Annotated in this window: 17 protein-coding genes and 1 tRNA gene; 4 read left to right on the top strand and 14 right to left on the bottom strand. The window is 72.7% G+C overall.

The window, feature by feature from the left end:
- Window positions 1-20 precede the first annotated feature (20 nt).
- From O7599_RS29335 to O7599_RS29300, 8 genes are all read right to left on the bottom strand, one after another.
- The gene (locus O7599_RS29335; protein ID WP_281618615.1) at window positions 21-521 is read right to left on the bottom strand and encodes a DUF6879 family protein; all 501 of its coding nucleotides are present in this window, start codon (window positions 519-521) and stop codon (window positions 21-23) included.
- Entirely contained in the window at window positions 514-762 is a 249-nt protein-coding gene (locus O7599_RS29330; RefSeq protein WP_281618614.1) for a hypothetical protein, read from the bottom strand. Before O7599_RS29330 ends, O7599_RS29335 begins: the two co-directional genes overlap by 8 nt.
- A 427-nt stretch (window positions 763-1,189) precedes the next feature.
- Window positions 1,190-2,014, bottom strand: coding sequence for a hypothetical protein (locus tag O7599_RS29325; protein WP_281618613.1), 825 nt, complete (start codon window positions 2,012-2,014; stop codon window positions 1,190-1,192).
- 169 nt (window positions 2,015-2,183) lie between these two features.
- Window positions 2,184-2,831 carry a hypothetical protein gene (locus O7599_RS29320; RefSeq protein ID WP_281618612.1) on the bottom strand — a complete coding sequence of 216 codons (648 nt, stop codon included), beginning with the start codon at window positions 2,829-2,831 and terminating at the stop codon, window positions 2,184-2,186.
- Window positions 2,832-3,571: 740 nt separating this feature from the next.
- Window positions 3,572-4,420, bottom strand: coding sequence for a helix-turn-helix transcriptional regulator (locus tag O7599_RS29315; protein ID WP_281618611.1), 849 nt, complete (start codon window positions 4,418-4,420; stop codon window positions 3,572-3,574).
- A 6-nt stretch (window positions 4,421-4,426) separates the two neighbouring features.
- Complete coding sequence (locus O7599_RS29310) at window positions 4,427-4,882, bottom strand: DUF6879 family protein (RefSeq protein WP_281623565.1); 456 nt, start codon at window positions 4,880-4,882, stop codon at window positions 4,427-4,429.
- Window positions 4,883-4,925: 43 nt separating this feature from the next.
- Window positions 4,926-5,606 (bottom strand): hypothetical protein, encoded by a 681-nt coding sequence (locus tag O7599_RS36920; protein WP_348652571.1) that lies wholly within the window; start codon window positions 5,604-5,606, stop codon window positions 4,926-4,928.
- Window positions 5,607-5,714: 108 nt separating this feature from the next.
- Window positions 5,715-5,786: transfer RNA gene (locus tag O7599_RS29300), tRNA-Val, on the bottom strand.
- A 140-nt stretch (window positions 5,787-5,926) separates the two neighbouring features.
- Between O7599_RS29300 and O7599_RS29295 the strand changes: the two genes are divergently transcribed.
- The 3 genes from O7599_RS29295 (at window position 5,927) to O7599_RS29285 (ending at window position 8,327) form a co-directional block, all read left to right on the top strand.
- Window positions 5,927-7,198, top strand: a complete 1,272-nt coding sequence (locus O7599_RS29295) for a hypothetical protein (RefSeq protein ID WP_281618610.1) — start codon at window positions 5,927-5,929, stop codon at window positions 7,196-7,198.
- 114 nt (window positions 7,199-7,312) lie between these two features.
- The gene (locus tag O7599_RS29290; protein ID WP_281618609.1) at window positions 7,313-7,534 is read left to right on the top strand and encodes a zinc ribbon domain-containing protein; all 222 of its coding nucleotides are present in this window, start codon (window positions 7,313-7,315) and stop codon (window positions 7,532-7,534) included.
- 145 nt (window positions 7,535-7,679) lie between these two features.
- Window positions 7,680-8,327, top strand: a complete 648-nt coding sequence (locus O7599_RS29285; RefSeq protein WP_281618608.1) for a DUF4383 domain-containing protein — start codon at window positions 7,680-7,682, stop codon at window positions 8,325-8,327.
- On the opposite strand, the gene O7599_RS29280 is transcribed toward O7599_RS29285, so the two are convergent.
- The 4 genes from O7599_RS29280 to O7599_RS29265 form a co-directional block, all read right to left on the bottom strand.
- Entirely contained in the window at window positions 8,305-8,982 is a 678-nt protein-coding gene (locus tag O7599_RS29280) for an O-methyltransferase (protein ID WP_281618607.1), read from the bottom strand. The genes O7599_RS29285 and O7599_RS29280 overlap by 23 nt on opposite strands.
- Window positions 8,979-9,782, bottom strand: coding sequence for an HAD family hydrolase (locus O7599_RS29275; RefSeq protein WP_281618606.1), 804 nt, complete (start codon window positions 9,780-9,782; stop codon window positions 8,979-8,981). Before O7599_RS29275 ends, O7599_RS29280 begins: the two co-directional genes overlap by 4 nt.
- Window positions 9,779-12,859 carry a phosphoribosyltransferase gene (locus tag O7599_RS29270; protein WP_281623563.1) on the bottom strand — a complete coding sequence of 1,027 codons (3,081 nt, stop codon included), beginning with the start codon at window positions 12,857-12,859 and terminating at the stop codon, window positions 9,779-9,781. Before O7599_RS29270 ends, O7599_RS29275 begins: the two co-directional genes overlap by 4 nt.
- An 80-nt stretch (window positions 12,860-12,939) precedes the next feature.
- Window positions 12,940-14,136, bottom strand: a complete 1,197-nt coding sequence (locus O7599_RS29265; RefSeq protein ID WP_281618605.1) for an HpcH/HpaI aldolase/citrate lyase family protein — start codon at window positions 14,134-14,136, stop codon at window positions 12,940-12,942.
- A 162-nt stretch (window positions 14,137-14,298) separates the two neighbouring features.
- On the opposite strand from O7599_RS29265, the gene O7599_RS29260 reads away from it, so the two are divergent.
- A complete protein-coding gene (locus O7599_RS29260; protein ID WP_281618604.1) occupies window positions 14,299-15,072 on the top strand; it encodes a TerD family protein in 774 nt (257 codons plus the stop codon).
- A 15-nt stretch (window positions 15,073-15,087) separates the two neighbouring features.
- Here the strand turns inward: O7599_RS29260 and O7599_RS29255 are convergent, their stop codons facing one another.
- Window positions 15,088-15,822 (bottom strand): Tellurium resistance, encoded by a 735-nt coding sequence (locus O7599_RS29255; protein WP_281618603.1) that lies wholly within the window; start codon window positions 15,820-15,822, stop codon window positions 15,088-15,090.
- An 89-nt stretch (window positions 15,823-15,911) separates the two neighbouring features.
- The gene (locus O7599_RS29250) at window positions 15,912-17,060 is read right to left on the bottom strand and encodes a DUF475 domain-containing protein (protein ID WP_281618602.1); all 1,149 of its coding nucleotides are present in this window, start codon (window positions 17,058-17,060) and stop codon (window positions 15,912-15,914) included.
- Window positions 17,061-17,353 lie beyond the last annotated feature (293 nt).

Here is a 17,353-nt window from a genome sequence, read left to right as displayed (position 1 = left end):
GTCAGGATGTGCCGCGGCGGTCAGACCTCGTAGTCCGCGTGCGGGATGGCCCTGCTCCATACGGTCTCGAAAGCCGCGCTGCACAGCTTCACGACGGCCGGCTCCTCCACCACTTCGGGGCCGGCGGAGCCGCCGTCGCCGGTGAAGTGGTTGAAGCGCACGATGCGGTCGTCGAACAGCCAGAAGTCGTTTCCCGGCAGGGCGATGTCCGAGGCGCGGCGGCGCGGCAGCCACCGCACCTCCTCGCCGCCGGCGAGGTTCAACGGCTCGGTCAGGTCGTACTCGTACCGGATGTAGTCGCTGACGGGCTCGGAGACGATGCGGGCCCGGCGCACGGCCACGCCGCGGCCGGTGACCTGCTGCATCAGCTCCCGCCACTCCCCGTACCGCTCCAGGGCCTCGTCGAGCCGGCCGCCCTGCCAGGCGATGAACCCGGGGTCGGTGCGGATGTAGCTGTCCCGCATCTCCAGGTGCACGGCGGAGCGCTGGGCGGCGTTGAACTCGTCGCGGTAGTCAGCCACTGATCTCCTCGTCGTTCGGGAGGAACTGCCGCATCACCTTCGGCAGCCTGATGATCGTCTCGTGGTCGGGTACGTCGGTTCCGTGCCCGGGGATCGAGCCGACCGCCTGGCACGCCGCGACTTCCTCGTCAGTGGCCTTGTACGACTGGATGAGCAGGTCGCCGGTGTCCTCGTCGACCCACATGGTGGGGGACTCGTTGCCGGGCGTGTTCGGGATGATCCCGAGAAACCGTAAGCGCATGGTGATTCTCCGTCGAAGGGTGGTGCACGGGTGTGCACCACGGTCACCCCGGCGGTGGAGCACGTCAAGGGCGCACGCGGGCCCGCGAAATCACCCCCTGCCCCGGCCGTGCTTGAGTTCTAGCGATCATCGCAACACCCGACCTCCGGGGACGCGATGGCCTTCGAGATCCGCAAGATCCGTACAGCTCAGGGAGCCAGGACGCTGGTCCGTGAGAGGGAGGAATACTTCCGGCTCATGGATCAAGGTGTGAGCAGCCGGGAGGCATGCCGGATCGTCGGCATCCCCGGTACGGCAGCAGCTGCGGCCACGACGGTGATGGCAGTGCCGATGACCCACCCGGCGGGTCGCGGTGATCCGGGTGGCGTCCGGCTCACGGGCCTGCTCCGGCGCAGCGATCCGCCGGGCGTGGACAGTCAGTGGACAGTCAGTGGTGCCGGGTGGCGCGCTGCTCGTAGAGGTGGAAAGCGTGCTTGAGGAGGGTGATGGCCACGTTGGTGCCCCACAACATGGTCTTCGGTGAGCCACTCACGCGCGCGATGGCAGTGGTGCCCTCCGTGCGGAGGGTCTCGTGCTCTCCTATGGAGAACGAACCGCGGAAGTCGCCGTGAGCCATCGAGCTACAAGCCTTCCAGGCTGCTTCCGCGCGGTCGCTCGTGATGGTCGTGAGAGAGCCTGCCTCACGGACCATCTCCCCGTAGCCGGGGCGGGATTTCAGAAGTGCTGCTGCGTCCCGCGGGGAGGTGCCTCCAGAAGTAAGTATGGCTGTGAGCTTTGCCTTTCGGGTTTCGAGGTCGGGGGTGAGAGTACCTCCGAGGAGAGCGAGGGTCTTGACGACCTGCTGCACTTCGTTCCATTCGAGGATAATCCGGCGCTGCACTCGCTCAGCGCGGAGGGTAGGGGCGAGCATCCATACCGTGCGCGCGCCGTTCTCAAGGAGGCCACGTATGAGGGTGTACTGCGCGTGGGTGTGGACGGTCACGGTGCACTGTTCTGGCACGTCCCCGTCGATGTCCAGACCGGTGAGGCTGCTGTAGAGACACCTCAGGTGGACGCGGGCGACACTGAGGGCACTCCACGCAGCTCCAGAGAGTTCGTACGGGTGTGTACGCGGGTCGTCGCCGGCGAGGGCACTACCGTCCTGGATCGACCACCCACCGTCAGTGCGGACGATCTCGTCGTATTTCCGGGCGTCGTAGAGGATTTGCAGCAGGGCGCGCTGATGCTGTTGATCTTCATTCTCGGTTGCCATCACGCCATCGTCCGCCCAGCATTCCGCGGCAGGCTATGGGTCGGGCGGCCCTGGAGGGCCCGCTCGGCTGGGCCAGTTGGTAGGCAACTATGGGGGCGCACAGCGAGAGGCCCCGCCACCGGGGATTGCGAGCTTCGCAGGGCGGCGGGGCCTCGACTCGGGGCAGTGGTCAGAAGGCTTCCGTCCGGTCGAGCGACGTGACGTTGAGCTTCATGCCCTTGACCGTCTCCAAGGTCGTGAACATCTCTTCCTTGGTCTCCTGACCGGGCTGGAGGTTGGTGACGTACAACTCGCCGTTGTCGGCCCGGGTGCCAGAGGAGTCGACGACTTCGTACTTGATCAGATAGTCCGACGGCTTCGAGCTGTTGTTCTTGACCGTGTACGTGACCCAGATGTCGGCGATCCCGTACTCGCTGCGGTCGTCCAACTCGATCGACGTGAGGTCCTTCGCCTCGTCGTTGGCGGCAGGCTTCTCTTCCCCGGGCGGCTTATCTTCCTTCGGCTCGGCGGCGCCCTTGTCGGCGGGCTTGTCCTCCGACGGGGCCGCGGGCGCGCTGTTGGAGGTGTCAGACGCGCTCCCGCCGTCGTCGCTGCCTCCGCCGAGGGCAGCGGCGATGACGCTGATGATGACGATGAACGCAACGACGCCCAGGACGGAGAAGCCGATGACCTTCCCCTTGCTGCGCTTCGGCGGCGGCGGGGGGTATCCCTGCTGTGGCGGGTACGGCTGCTGGCCGTACGGCTGCGTGGGCTGCTGCGGGTAGCCGTAGCCCGGCTGCTGCGGTTGTCCGGGCTGGGGCTGCTGTGGGTACGTCATATGGCGATCCCCCCTGATTCGCGTGGAGACGGGACTTTAGATGGTGATTTGAGCGGGCGGAATGGGCCATTCGGCCCTGGATGGCGGCGCGTTGGAGCGCACCGCGCGGCGGGTGGCTCGAGGTACCCATGGGCCGCGCGCGGTACGTGGTCGTCAGCTCGCCTTCGGCTTGTCCGTGCCGTTTGCGGCGGGCGAGGCGCCTTCCCGGCCGGTTCGTGCTCGGCCGACCGGCCGGGGGGCCGCTCCCTGGCGGATCGGACAGGCGGCCAGGGGGCGGGGTTCAGTGGTCGGGGTGCCGGCGTATGAGGACGGAGCGGTCCGTGGCCGCCGAGTGATCACCACGGTTGCGCGCGTCCCGGCGCTCCTCGCCGAGCCGGCTGCACGTCTCGCAACCACGAACGGGCTGAGCTTCCCTGCTGTCGCGGACCGGGAGCACCACCGGCGGAGAGGGGTAGGTGCGGCAGGCGGATGCGTCCCCTGCATCGGCGGTCACGGTCGCCGCCTCCCGCGACACCGGGGGCACTCACAGGGCGGCATGGTGCTGCTGAACAGGGGAGGCTCGCAGTCGCGGGCGTAGCAGTTCTTCTCGCGCCCCCAGGTGCGCCCGCTGTCGCGGGACACACGCAGGGTCAGCAACGGACGTTCAGGCGCCGACGGCGCCTCTGCTCGGGCGGCCATGCCCAGGAAGGTAGAAACCCCCTCAGAGGGGCCTCAACGAACTTCTACGAACTTGCATGGGATCACCCCAGGGCGTCGATCGCGGAGGTGATCAGCGTCCGCGCCCGTGGGCCGTACACGGCGAGACGAGCCAGGTTCGCGAACGACTGCGCGTACTCCTCGATCTCGCGCGGCTGGGTGACGGTCAGGTGCGCCGAAACCAGTTCGACGTTCACCTGCAGGTCGTCGTACATGGTGAACGACTCCACGGGCCAGCCGATGCCCCGTGCCACGCCGAGCGGGATCACGCCCAGGCTCACCGCGGGCAGTGTGCCGACGGCGATGAGGTGCCCCAACTGCCCGGCCATCACCTCGGCATCGCCGATGACCGTGCGCAACACCCACTCCTCCACCAGCACCGCGAAGCGGCGGACGCCGGTGTGCAGCACGCGCTGCCGCTCCATGCGCACGGCGACGGCGTCGGCGACGTCGTCGGGCACGTCGCGCAGCTCGGCGACGGTGCGCAGGATGGCGGTGGTGTAGGCGGGGGTTTGCAGCAGCCCGGGGACGACCCAGGACTGGTACATGCGAAAGCGGTGGGTGCGCTCGAACAGGGGCGCCACCGACTGCTGCGCCCGCTTCAGTCCGGCCCGCTCCATGCGGCGCCACTCGACGTACATGCCGTCGATGCCGCGGGCGGTCGCGATGAGGTCGTCGGCCTGTCCGAGGGCGTCGCAGTGCAGCGCCCATGCCCGGATGTCGGCGTCCGAGGGCGGCGTCCTGCCGTGCTCCAGGCGCGAGCACTTCGACTCGTGCCAGCCCGCCCGCCGGGCCAGCTCCCGCGCGGTGATCCCCGCATCCTTGCGGATCTCACGCAGGCGCTGGCCCAGGGCCCGGCGGGCCTGCTGGACACTGGACGACGGCGACGACAACGCAGGTCAGGTGAGCCGGTACTCGGCGTGCGGTACGGCCCGCTCCCACACGGCTTCGAACGCGGCGGCGCACAGCTTCGCCACGGCCGGCTCTGCGCGCGCCTCCTCGTCGCCGCCGGGTGCCAATTCGCCGTCCCCGTCGAAGTGGAGGAACACGACGATCTGGTCGTCGAAGAGCCAGAAGTCGTTCCCGGGCAGGGCCAGATCCGAGGCGCGCCGGCGCGGCAGCCACCGGACGTCCTCCCCGGCGGCCACGTTGCCGGCGGTCAGTGCGTGCTCGAACCGGATGTAGTCGCTGACCGGCTCCGAGACGATCCGCGCCCGGCGGACCACGACACCGCGGCCGGTGACCTCCTCCATCATCGCGAGCCAGGGCCCCGCCGCGGTGTCGTCGGAGGTCTCGCGGCGCCCCTGCTGCCAGGCGACGAACCGCGGGTCGGAGCGCATGTAGCCGTCGCGCATCTCCAGGTGCACCGCCGTATGCCGGCAGGCGCGCAGCCGGTCCTCAAGCGTCAGGGGCTGCACCGTTGGTGACCTCCGGGAAGAACTGCAGCATGTGCCGAGGGAACTCGATCACGGTCTCATAGTCAGGTAGGTCCATCTGCGCCAGGCGCTCGGGGTCGGTGACGATCTTCCCTTGGAGGAGGTAGACGTCGGTCTCGTCGTCGAGGTAGACGGTCGCCGACTTGCCTTCGGGGCTGTTGGGGTCCTTGCCGAGCATGTGCAGCGCCATGGTTGGCCTCCTTCGCCGGAGTGACGAACCGCTTTGCCCAGGCTTGCCCGCAGGCCGACCACGCGGCCACAGGTGTGCACGAACTTGCGCGTACCGTAACGCCCTTGGTGGTGGGACAGAAGGGCGCGCGCCGGGCTCGCCTTCCGCTCCTCGGGGCTCGGTGCGCGGCGACGGGGTGGTGCCGTCGCGGCCGGGTTCGCCGCGGGGCCCGGGCGGGCCGGTGACCGACTCGCCCGGCTCCCCGCGCGAGCCCGGCGGGCCGGCCACCGGCTCCCCGCCGAGCCGTTCCACCTGAAGCGCCAGCGCGTCGCGCGCGGCGTTGGCGCCGTGGAGGTCGTCGGCGAGCTGCTGGACGGTGACGATGGCGGCGCCGGCGAGGAGGGCTGCGGCGGTCGAGGTCCCGCTCCGGCGGAACAGCACGCCGGCGGCCCCGAAAGAGAAGATCGCCAGCACTGCCGCTCACGCATCGCTCACGCAACCGGCCCCGGACGGAGCGTCCGAGGCCGTTGGAGAGGTGGAGAGTGGGGGCTCCCCTGCTGGTCAGGGGGCTTGATCCCGGGGTGGGCGCGGACGGGGTCGAACCGCCGACATCTGCCTTGTAAGGGCAGCGCTCTACCGCTGAGCTACGCGCCCGGATGCGGGGACAGCGTACCGTGCCCCGCCGACGCCGATCGACCTGCGGGTGGTGCGGGGATCGTCGTGGGCCGTGTGTTCGTTCAGCCCTGGTGGGAGAATGTTCCTCCAGGGGAGCGCAGGGCACGGAAAGGGGTCTCGTGGCATTCGGCGGAGGCGGAGGCGGCACCCGGCGGTGGGGCTGGGGAGACCGGGGTGACGGGGCTCGGGCCGAGGCGCAGGCGGCCAAGGACGCCGCCGCGACCGCGTTCTACGAGCTGGATACCGCGCAGCGCGACCTGCGCATCTCCGTGGAGACGATCGCCGCCGTCGACGACTCGCCGGCCGCTCGCAAGGCGGCCTCGGACTTCGCCGCGCTGGGGCAGCGCATCGACGAGGTCAGCCACACGTACATCACCGCCGTCGACTCCTACGACCTCGACCGGGCCGACCTCGACCACGGCACCGCCTCCCGCGCCCGGCAGGAGCTGCAGCAGGCGACGAACCGGCTGGAGAGGGTCCGCTCCGACCTCAACCACTTCGCGCACGGCCTCGGCCCTCTCCTCGACAAGGCCGAGACCCAGCTCGCCCGCCTCGCGCCCGCCGTGGAGCGGGCCCGGCAGGCGCTGCTGGCGGCGACGACGGCTCTGGACGAGGTGCGCGGCAAGGGGTTCCAGGCCGACGACCTCGCCGCCCGCCTCGCCGGGCTCGGCCCGGAGCTGACCAAGCTCAACGAGGGTGCGGGGCGGCACGGCGTGCAGGAGACCATCCACCGCGCCGTCGGCGTGCAGCGCGACGCCGAGGCGCTGCGCAGCGAGGCGGAGCAGTTGCCGCAGCGCGCGGAGGAGATCGACCGCCGCCTCGTCAGCCTGCGCACCCGCGCGCAGGCGCTCGCCACCCGTGCCGAGAAGGTCAAGCCGGTCCTCAGCGAGCTGCGCCGGCGCTTCGCGCTCGCGTGCTGGCGCGACCTGCAGGAGGTGCCGGACCGTGCCGCGCAGGCCGTGACCGAGGCGGAGGAGAAGATCGCCGATGCCTCGCGGGCCCGCCGCGAGCAGCGCTGGCCGGACGCGATCGCGCTGCTGACGAGCGTACGGGCGCTGCTGAACCAGACCGACGAGGCCGTGGACGCCACCCGCGACCGGCTGCACCGCCTGGACGAGGTGGAGAAGGACCGCACCTCGGAGGTGAACCGCACCCGTTTCGCCATCCGCGACGCGCAGCGCCTCGCGATGGCGGGCCGCGACCGCCCCGATCCCCGGCACGCGGGCCCGCTGGACGCGGCGGTCGAGCGCGTCGACCGGGCGGAGGCGGGGCTCACGGGGCGGCATCCGGACTACTGGAGCTTCCTGGAGGAGCTGGAGTCGGTCCGCGAGACGGTGGCCGAGGTGGTCCAGGCGATACGGGCCGAGCGCGGGAGCGGCACCGGCCGCTGAGCACGGCGCCTACAGCGGCGCCGACCGCGGCGTCGGCCGCAGGGCCGGCCGCAGCACTGACCGCGGCTTTCGTCGTCTGCCGCCCGCCCGGCGGCCGGCTATATGCTGTCCGCCATGCCGCGATACGAGTACCGCTGCCGGTCCTGTGGGACGACGTTCGAGGTGAGCCGGCCCATGGCCGAGTCCGCCGCGCCCGCGGACTGCCCGCAGGGCCACGACGACACCGTCAAGCTGCTCTCCACCGTCGCCGTCGGCGGCTCGACGGGCGCCGCCGGTGCCGCATCGCCGCAGGCCGGCGGGGGCGGCGGATGCTGCGGCGGGGGCTGCTGCGCGTAGCCGCGCGGGTGGCGGCGCGTAGCCGCGGGGGCTGCCGCGCGGTGTCGTAGCACGCGGGGCGCGGCCGGGCGATTTGCCCCGTTACCGGGGGCGGCGGATCCTGGATTACGGCACCGCCGTACGACCGCCGTAAGGAGGTCACCCCATGACCCAGCCGGAGCATGTCAGGGAGGCCCTGCCGCATCCGCTGGCCCCACCGCCCGAGGGTGACGTACCCGGCAGCCGCGAGGCTCTCAAGGACCGCGTCAACGTCGGCCACCCGGCCCACCAGCACACCAGGATCGACGAGCACCTCCCCGTCGACCACCACCTCAGCAACGTCTACCGCGCCGGCGCCGGCCTCGTCGGCCTCTTCCTGCTGGTGTTCGGCATCCTCGGCCTCTTCAACAGCGTCTGGTTCTTCGACACCGGCGGCGACCAGACCATCGGCCTGAACACCAACGGCGCGCTGAGCACCCTGTCCATCGCCGTCGGGGCGCTGCTGCTCTACGGCATGGTCCGCGGCGGCAACTTCGCCTCCACGCTGAACATGGTCCTGGGCGGGCTCTTCGTCCTCAGCGGCTTCGTCAACCTGGCCCTCCTGGAGACCAGCGGCAACTTCCTCGCCTTCAAGATGCAGAACGTGCTGTTCAGCTTCATCGTGGGCCTGGTCCTGGCGACGTTCGGGATGTACGGGCGCGTCAGCAGCCGGCTGCCCTACGACAACCCGTACTGGCGCACCCGCAACGAGGGCCCGGCCGCGCGGACCGGCCGCGCGGACGCCCGGTCCGCTACCGGCGCCGCGCCACGGTGAGGCCGTCCGCGACCGTCAGCAGGACGGAGTCCATCCGGGCGTCCGCGACCACGTGGTCGTTGAACGCCCGGATCGCCGCGGCCCCGCCGCCTGCGGCAGGGTCGGCGACCCGGCCGCCGTAGAGCACGTTGTCGACGACGATCAGGCCGCCGGGCCGCATCCGCGGCACCAGCTCCTCCCAGTACGCGACGTAGCCCTGCTTGTCCGCGTCCAGATAGGCCAGGTCGATGTGCGGCTCCCCGGGCATCGCCCGCAGCGAGTCCGCGGCCGGCCCGAGCCGCAGCTCCACGCGCTCGGCGACGCCGCCCTTCTCCCACGCCTCCCGCGCGTACGCGGTCCACTCCTCGGAGACGTCCAGCGCCACCAGCTTCCCGTCGGCGGGCATGGCCAGGGCCATGGACAGCGACGAGAACCCGGTGAAGGTGCCCACCTCCACGATGTGCCGGGCGCCGACGAGCCGGACGAGGAACGCCAGCAGCGGACCCTGCTCCTGCGCGGACTGCATGCTCGCCGAGTCGGGGAAGCGGGCGTGCGTCAGCTCCACGAGATCGCGCTGCACGGCGTCCAGCGGCGGGTTGTGGTCCAGCACGTACCGGTACAGCTCCGGGGTCTGGTCGGGGCGCTTGTCCCGGCCCGCGGGAGAGGGAGTGGTCATGGGAGGCATCCTGCCATCTGCCGGAGAATCTCCTCGCCGGCGGCTACGCCGCGCTCGGCCAGCGCGGTGACGTGCGGCGCGGTCCAGCCCCGGGCGGCCAGCTCACCGTGCCCGGGCCGCCAGGCGCGGTCGGCGGCGAGGAGGAGATCGGTGTCGAGGAGGGAGTCGCCGGCGGCGAGCACGGTTTCCGGCGCGCCGATCCGCCGGACGACCTCCGCCACCGCCGCGCTCTTCGTCAGCGCGCGCGGCACCGCGTACACCTTCCGTCCCTGCGCCGACACGGACCAGCCGCGGCCCGCCGCCCACTCCCCCAGTTCCTTCAGCCACTCGTCCGGCACCGCCGCCCGCTCCACCACCAGGTACGCGAACAGGTCCTCCGCCGTGCGCAGCTTCCGCAGCCACGCCGGGTCCGCCACCCGCGCCAGGTGGGCGCGTACCTCCGCCAGCGGCGCGCTGTCCGCCGCCAGGTCCCGCCCCACCCGCGCCCGCCACCCGGCGTCGGCCTCGCCGTCGACCAGCAGGTGGCCGCCGTTGGCGCAGATCGCGTACCGCGGCGGCGGTCCGGGCAGCCGGACGCGGCCGTACTGCTCGCGGGTGCGCGTCGTCACCGGTACGAAGGGGGCGCGGCCGGCGAGGCCGGCGAGGTGCGCGGCGGCGGCCTCGGTCATGAAGGACAGCGGTTTGCCCTCGTAGACCTCGACGCACAGCAGGCGCGGCGCGGCGGCGTCGGGCATGTCGAGGGCGAGGGCCGCCGGGGAGTAGATGAGGGTGCGGTCGAGGTCGCTGGCGATGACGGTCACGGGGCGGCCTCCCCGGTCGCCGCCGACGCGCGGCCCTCGCCCGCCGTGGGGTCCCCGCCGGTCGCCGACGTGCCGTCCGCGCCGGTCGCACCCCGCGTGTACCGCGGATGTATCAGCCCCACGCACGTGTACGGCAGATCGTCCGTCTCCTCCACCGGCACCCCCCGCTGCTCCGCCAGCAGCCGCACGTGGTCCAGGTCCGCCCCCGCGCCGCGGCGCGCCAGCACCCGCCACGGCACCCGGCGCAGCATCACCCGCGTCGTCTCCCCGACGCCCGGCTTGACGAGGTTCACGTCGCCGATCCCGTACGCCTCGCTGATCCGCTCCACCGCGGCCCACCCGGCCCACGTGGGCGTGCGCTCCTCGGTGGCGGGCATGGGGCGGACGGCGGCGGGGTCGGGGAAGCGGGCGGTGACGGCGTCGAGGAAGTGGCCGGAGAGGTCGTCGTCCGCCAGTTCGCGGTAGAACTTCGCGCCGTGGTAGTCGGCGGGGCCGATGAGGTCGGCGCGCAGCACCGTACGGGATATCAGGCCGGAGACCGTCGAGTTGAGGCAGGCGGAGGGGATGAGGAAGTCCTCGCGGGTGCCGTACGTGTCCACGCAGCGGCCCGGGTCGGCGAGGACGGCGAGCCGCGGGTCGAAGGCGGGGAAGTCGCGGAGCGCGGCGGCGAGTTCGCGGGCGATGGCGCCCTTGCCGGTCCAGCCGTCGACGAACACGACGTCGGCGGGGTCGTGGTGGGCGGCGAGCCGGCGCAGGGCGGCGGTGTCGAGGCCCCGGCCGCGGACGATGGAGACGGCGTAGTGGGGCAGGTCGAGTCCGCGGGCGTGCCGGGCCCAGCGGCGCATGAGGATGCCGACGGGGGTGCCGGCGCGGGCGAGGGAGACGAGCACGGGGGCGGGCGACCGCTCGGCGAGCACGGTCTCGGTGACGGTGGCGACGGCGTGGGCGATGCGGTCGGCGGTGGCGTCGAGGGCGGAGTGGAAGAGGCGTACGTAGGCGGGGCTGGGCTGGTACTCGACGGGCAGCGACTCGGCGTAGTGGGCGCCGCCGCGCTGGATGGCCTCCTCGCGCTCTTCCGTGGGGGCTTCGAGGGCGACGGCGGAGAGGTCCTTGAGAAGCCAGCCGACCTCGTCGGGGGCGTAGGAGGAGAAGGCGGGCCCGCGCAGGGGCTCGGCGGTGTGCGGCGCGTACGAGGGGATCACGGCGAGGAGTACCTGGGGGGTGTGCGGGGCGAGCACGTCGAGGAGCCCGCCGGGGGCGTGCAGGGCCGGGGTGTCGGCGGCGGAGTCGGTGACGACGAGGACGGCGTCGTAGGGGTCGTGGGGGTCGTCGCCGGCGACGTTGTAGGCGTAGCGGGTGCCGTCGGGGGTGTCGTGGGCGGGGAAGGCGAGGCGGCTGCGGATGGCGTAGCCGGGGTGGTCGACGGGGAGCACGGGTGAGCGGGTGGTGGAGGAGAAGCGGACCTGGGCGGCAGGGCCGGAGTCGGTGCCGGTGTCGGTGCTGGTGCCCGTACCGGTGCCGGTGCCGGTGCTGGTCGCGGTCGCGTGGAGGTGGTCTTCGAGGGCGGCGGCGAGCCGGAGGGGCGCGTACATCAGCTCCTCGGTGCCGAGCACGAGCACGCGGGCCGGCCGGGCGGCGCCGATGGGGAGTGCGAGGGCGTCGGCGATGCGTGCGGCCATGCCGGGCAGGGCGGCGTCGAGCCGCGCCCGGTGTGCGGCGGTGAACCCGTGCCGCCCCCCGTCCGGCAGCCCGACGGGCCACCCCAGCGCAACCCGGTGCGGTGTGGGGGGTGTTGTTCCCCGGCCCCGCCCCTTCCCGGAACTCGGGGGCTCCGCCCCCGAGACCCCCGGGCCCTCGTGGAGGCCCTCGGCGAGCCCGCCCGGCCGGGTCGCGAAGCGCCCGGCCGCCCGGCCGCCGAAGGCGCCGGGCGCCGGCGCGCCCGCACCCGGCGGGTGCTCCGCACCGCCGGCACCAGCCAGCCCGCCTGCCGCCCCCGCCCCGCCGACTCCAACCGGCCCGCCGGACGAAGCCGCGCCCGCCGCAGGCGGGTGCTCGCCACCGCCGGCACCGGCCGACCCGCCTGCCGCCCCCGCCCCGCCGACTCCGTCCGGCCCACCGGGCGAAGCCGCGCCCGCCGCGGGCGGGTGCTCGCCACCGCCGGCACCGGCCGACCCGCCCGCTGCCCCCGCCTCGCCGACCCCGTCCGGCCAGCGGGGAGAAGCGACTCCCGCCGTGTCCGACCCGGCCGCCGGAGCCCCCGCCCCGCCCCGCGCGCCGGGGGCCGCTCCCGCCGTATCCGACCCGGCCGCCGGCGTGCCCGCCCCGGCCCCCGCGACGGAGGCACCGCCCGCCGTACCCAACCCGCCCGCCGAAGCGCCGGAAGCCCCGTCCGCCGCGGGCGGCTCGTGCTCCGCTACGAGGTCCGCGCCCCGGCGCAGCACGTCCGCCGGCAGCCGGACCGTGCCCGCCGCCAGCGACACCACGTCCACCCGGGTGCCGAGTTCCGCCGCCGACTTCTCCAGCGCCCTGCGGTCCTCCTCCGCCCGCATGTCCGTCAGCACCGCCACCACGTACCGCTCCCGCGGGCACGCCCCGTGCAGCGCCGTGATCGTGTTCCGCAGCGTGCGGCCCGTGGACAGTTCGTCGTCCACCAGCACCAGCGGGCCGTCCCCCGTCAGCAGCCCCGGATCCGACGGCAGCAGCAGGTGCTCCGTCGCGTGGCTGTGCTCCTCCTCGAAGCCCGCCGCCCGCGGCACACCCGCTACCGGGCGGCGGGTGGAGTGCAGGTACGCGGCCGCCCCCAGGCCGTCCGCCACGCAGTGGCCCAGGCCCGTCGCCGTCTCGGCGTAGCCGAGCACCACCGCCCGGGCCGCCGCCTTCGGGCCCAGCAGGTCCCGGGCGAGGCCGCCGAGGCGCAGGCCCGCGCCGTGGATGCGCGACGGGCGCTGCGGCACGTGCTTGCCCAGCACCGTGGAGACCAGCAGGTGTGCCCGGCGCGGGTTGCGGCGCAGCGCCAGGCCCACCAAATCGCGCAGCTCCGCCGGGCCGGACAGCTCGACCCCGAGGCGGCTCTCCACCCACTCCCCCGACCACACCTCACCGCCGCCCGAACCGGCACCCGTACCGGCAAAAGAACCCGCACCCGTACCCGCGCCCATCAGCTCTCCCCCCGCCCCGCTGCCGCCGCCAGCAGTTCCACGAACGTCGTGTCCTCCCGCGCCACCCCGAACGCCCGGGCCCGCCGCAGCGTCCGCTCCGCCCACGCCCGGTGCGGCTTCGCCTCGTTCATCTTGTTCGTGTACGCCGACCGCATCACCCCGCCCCCCGCGCCGGACTTGCGCACGATGTCCGTCGCGTCCACGTACTCCTCGTGGCTCACCACCGACAGCGCGTGCACCGGCGCCACGTGGCTCGGGTGGATGCACGTCTTGCCCTGCAGTCCGTTCGCGCGGTCCAGCGAGATCTCCCGCAGCAGGCCGTCCATGTCGTGCTCGATGAGCGCCGCCCGCAGCTCCTCCGCCCGCCCCGCCGCGAACGGACTGCTCCGCAACTGCGGCTTGAACAATCGTTCCTGCTGGCGGAAGTACTCCCACACCGGCCCCGTGACCGTGAAGCCGCTGCCGTCCGCCCGCCCGAAGACGTTGACCACGTCCCCGATCGCCGCCGCCACCAACTGCACGTCGTACGCCGTCATGTCCGGCGAGCGCCGCAGCCCGTACGCCGCGCAGAAGTCCGTGACCCCGAGCCGTACCGCCAGCACCCGCTCCCGGTACTGCTCCAGCACCCGCGCGATGCCCCGCAGCGCCGCCGCCCGCGACTCCAGGTGCAGCACCTCCGGCGACTCCACCACCGGCATCGCGTACAGCCGCCGCCCGCCCGGCTCCGCGACCTGCTCCGCCTTGATGACCGCCTCCAGGAAGGCGATCCCGTGGTCCGCCGTGAACTTCGGCAGCACGAAGCCCGACAGCAGCCGGGCCGCGGGGCCGAGACGGGCGACGAGGTCGGGGATCTGGCCCGCCTCGCGGGTACGGACGAACAGCAGCGGCAGGACGCCGCCGGCGCCCTGCCGATCCTGCCGCTCCAGCTCCCGGAGCTGCCGGACGACGTTGACCTCCGCCTCCGGCACCTCGCCGTCCGCTATGGAGTCCTCCAGGCACAGCACCATCGACACCACCCCCCGCGCCGCCTGGGCGCGGATGTCGCCGGCCAGGTGCGGGCGGGTGGCGGGGCTGTAGAGGGTCGCGCCGAGCGCCGTCGCCAGCTCGGCGGGCGGGGCGCCGGCGGTGAACTCGGCCGGCTCGCGGTGGAACAGGGCGGCACGCACGTCCGGGGAGACGTGCCCGAAGTGGCGCATGGGGTACTCCCTGGGGTCGTCGCGGCCGGGGCGGGGCCGACGCGGGTAAAGGAGGGTCGAGGAATGGCGATGATTCGGTAAAAGGGACGTCCGGGAGCCCTCCGCCGTTCCCCGATCGCCCCGCATTGTGGCCTCCGCGGGCGACAGGGCAGGATAGCTCGCATGACGCACGCCATGGCGCAGGGATCCGACATGTCCGTATCCGTCGCTGCGGTACGGGCCGTGCTCCGCTGGACCCCGGGGGCCGGGGTCCCGGACGTCGACGCCTGCGTCATCCTCCTCGACGACAAGGGCCGGGTGCGCTCCGACGCCGACTTCGTCTTCTACAACCAGCCCCGGCACCCCTCGGGGCTCGCCCGCAAGCTGCCGAAGAAGCGGCAGGGCGAGGGGCTGACGGACTCCGTCGAGACGCAGCTCACCCGGCAGGACCCGTCGGTCGACCGCATGGTGCTGGTCGCCTCGGCGGACGGCGGCTCCCTCACGCGGGTACGGAGCCTGCGGGTCGAGCTGCACGACGCCGGCGCCGGCGACGCGGCCGGCGGGGAGCCCTTCGCGTACGTGGACATCCAGCCGGACGGCGGGGCGTCGTCGGCGCTGATCTGCGGCGAGCTGCGGCGGGCCGGCGGCGGCTGGCAGTTCCGGGCGGTGACGAAGGGGTACGACACGGGCCTGGTCGGCGTCGCCGCCGAGTTCGGCATCTCCGTGGACGAGACGGACACCGGGCACCACCCGGCGCCGGAGCCCGCGAACGACCCGGTCTCCGGCAGGCAGTCCGCGCCGAGCGCCCGCAGCGGCAGGAGCGACGCGAACCCCCAGGGCGCGCACAGCCCCCGGTCCGCACCGGCGCCGGCCCCGCAGCCCGCGCCGCCCATCGCGTACGGCTACCCCCCGGCGTTCACCCTGCCGCCGCAGGGCCCCCAGTTCATCGGCCGCTGACCGCCGCCCCGGGCCTCACGTCTTCGTCTTGAACCCCCGGCCCCACACCAGCCCCCAGCCGTAGAGCCGGTCCAGCTCCGACTGGAACCCGTACACGTACCGCACCTCGCGCCGCACGGTCAGCTCGCCCTTCTTGTTCTCGATCAGCAGCACCGCGCAGCTCCGCGCCTCCGGCGCCCGCTCGTCGAGTTCGATCTCCACCCGCGGCCCGCTGGACGGGTACAGCGTGACGACGGCCTGGGTGCGGTCGAACGCGGGCGTGCCGTCGTAGATGTAGACGAAGACCAGCAGCCGCCGGAAGGCGTCCTTGTGGTCGAGGTTGACGTACACCGTCTCGCCGGAGCCCGAGCCGAACCTGTCGTCGCCGCTGAGCTTGACGTACGGCGGGTCGTTGATGTCGCCGAAGAGGTTGCCGAGCGGCTGCACCACGCCCCTGGTGCCGTCGGCCAGCTCGTACATGCACGCCAGGTCGAGGTCGACGTTGACGACCGCCGGGCCCTGCGCCTGCACGATCTCGGGCCGGAACAGCTTCGCGGGGTGCAGCAGCCGCCCGCCGCTCCTGCGGCTGCGGCCACCCAGGTCGGAGGTGCGCATCCGCCAGGAGAGGTTGATGCGCAGGTTGCCGGTGTCGGATCCCTGCCGGCTCAGCGAGAGCAGCGGCTTGCGCTTGGTGAGCTGCACCGAGTACGACGCGCCCGCGCTGTCGAACTGCGGCACCCCCTCCCGCCGCCAGTTGCCCCAGAACGACACCTCGCACCCCCAGACGTGGGAAACCCCTCGGGCCCGGTCGGACGACCGGCCCCGAGGGGAATCCTTCCGCATCGGACCCCGCGCGGAACCTACACGCGGGACGGAAGCTCCTTTTCGGCCGGTTCGTCGTCTCCTCCGTCGCCCTCGTGTGCGAGGCGCCGGTTGCGGCGGATGGAGGAGTAGAGGGAGAGGCCGATGAAGGCGACGCCGATGACGCCGGTGATGACCTCGTGGATGTGCCACTTGATGGTGACGAGCAGGATGGTCGCCAGCGCACCGATCGCGTAGTGCGCGCCGTGCTCCAGGTACACGTACTCGTCGAGGGTGCCCTGCCGGACCAGGTAGACGGTGAGGGACCGGACGTACATCGCGCCGATGCCCAGGCCCAGCGCCATCCAGAAGATGTGGTTGGTGATGGCGAAGGCGCCGATGACGCCGTCGAAGGAGAACGAGGCGTCCAGGACCTCCAGGTAGAGGAACATGAAGAACGCGGCCTTGCCCGCGAGTCCGACCGCGGACGGCTGCTGGCCGGAGCGCTTCGCCGCCTCCTCGGCCTCGTGTTCCCGTTCCTCCTCCTCTTCGAGCTTGTTCTCGAAGTGCCCGGAGAGGCCGCCGACGATGAGGTACGTGATGAGGCCGGCGATGCCGGCGGACATGACCGTGCCCGATTTATCCACATGGTCTCCGCCATGTTGGATCGCGCTCGTGGCGATCGTCATCGCGGTGGTCAGCAGCACGATGAGGGCGATGCAGACGGAGATCGCGTCGATCCGGCCGACCTTCGACAGCGGCTTCTCGATGATCGGGATCCACTTGTGCTCCCGCTCGTCGAAGAGGAACTCAAGGAAGATCATCAGCAGGAACATCCCGCCGAACGCGGCGATCGACGGATGCGCGTCGGTGACGAGCTGCTCGTAGTGGTCGGGATCGTCCACGGCCAGCTCGATCGCTTCGATCGGCCCGACCTTGGCGGTGATCGCGACGATCACCACGGGGAAGATGAGGCGCATGCCGAAGACGGCGATGAGGATGCCGATGGTGAGGAAGATCTTCTGCCAGAAGGCGTTCATCTTCTTCAGCACGCCGGCGTTGACGACCGCGTTGTCGAAGGAGAGCGAGATCTCCAGGATGGAGAGGATCGCCACCAGGACGAACGCCTCCCACCCCCAGAAGATCGCGGCACAGGCGAGGCCCGCGGCGGTCACCGCGAAAGACCAGCCGAAGGTTTTCAGCACCACTGGCAGTCGTCCATTCTCATCGTGTGTCCGTCCGTCTCCGGGGCGCTGCACCGCACCGGGCTGTCGTCACCGTACCCGCACGGTCCCCCCGGTCCCGGCACGTAGGTCGTGACCCCATCTTCCCCGGCCGTGTCAAGCCCCCACACTTCCCGGGTCCGGAAGCGTCCCGAGTCGCGCCGCTGCCGGATCGTGCAGGATTCCGGCCACGCGCGTCCACCTGGCCGAACACCCGAACGAACACCGGCCGCGGGCCGCCCGCCCCGGAACGCCCGGCGGCGGGACGCCGGCCCCCG

Origin of the sequence: Streptomyces sp. WMMC500 (assembly GCF_027497195.1) — a bacterium.
In the GTDB taxonomy this organism is placed as follows: domain Bacteria; phylum Actinomycetota; class Actinomycetes; order Streptomycetales; family Streptomycetaceae; genus Streptomyces.
Note: the sequence above shows the minus strand (reverse complement) of the source record. Positions and strands in the feature narration are given on the sequence as shown.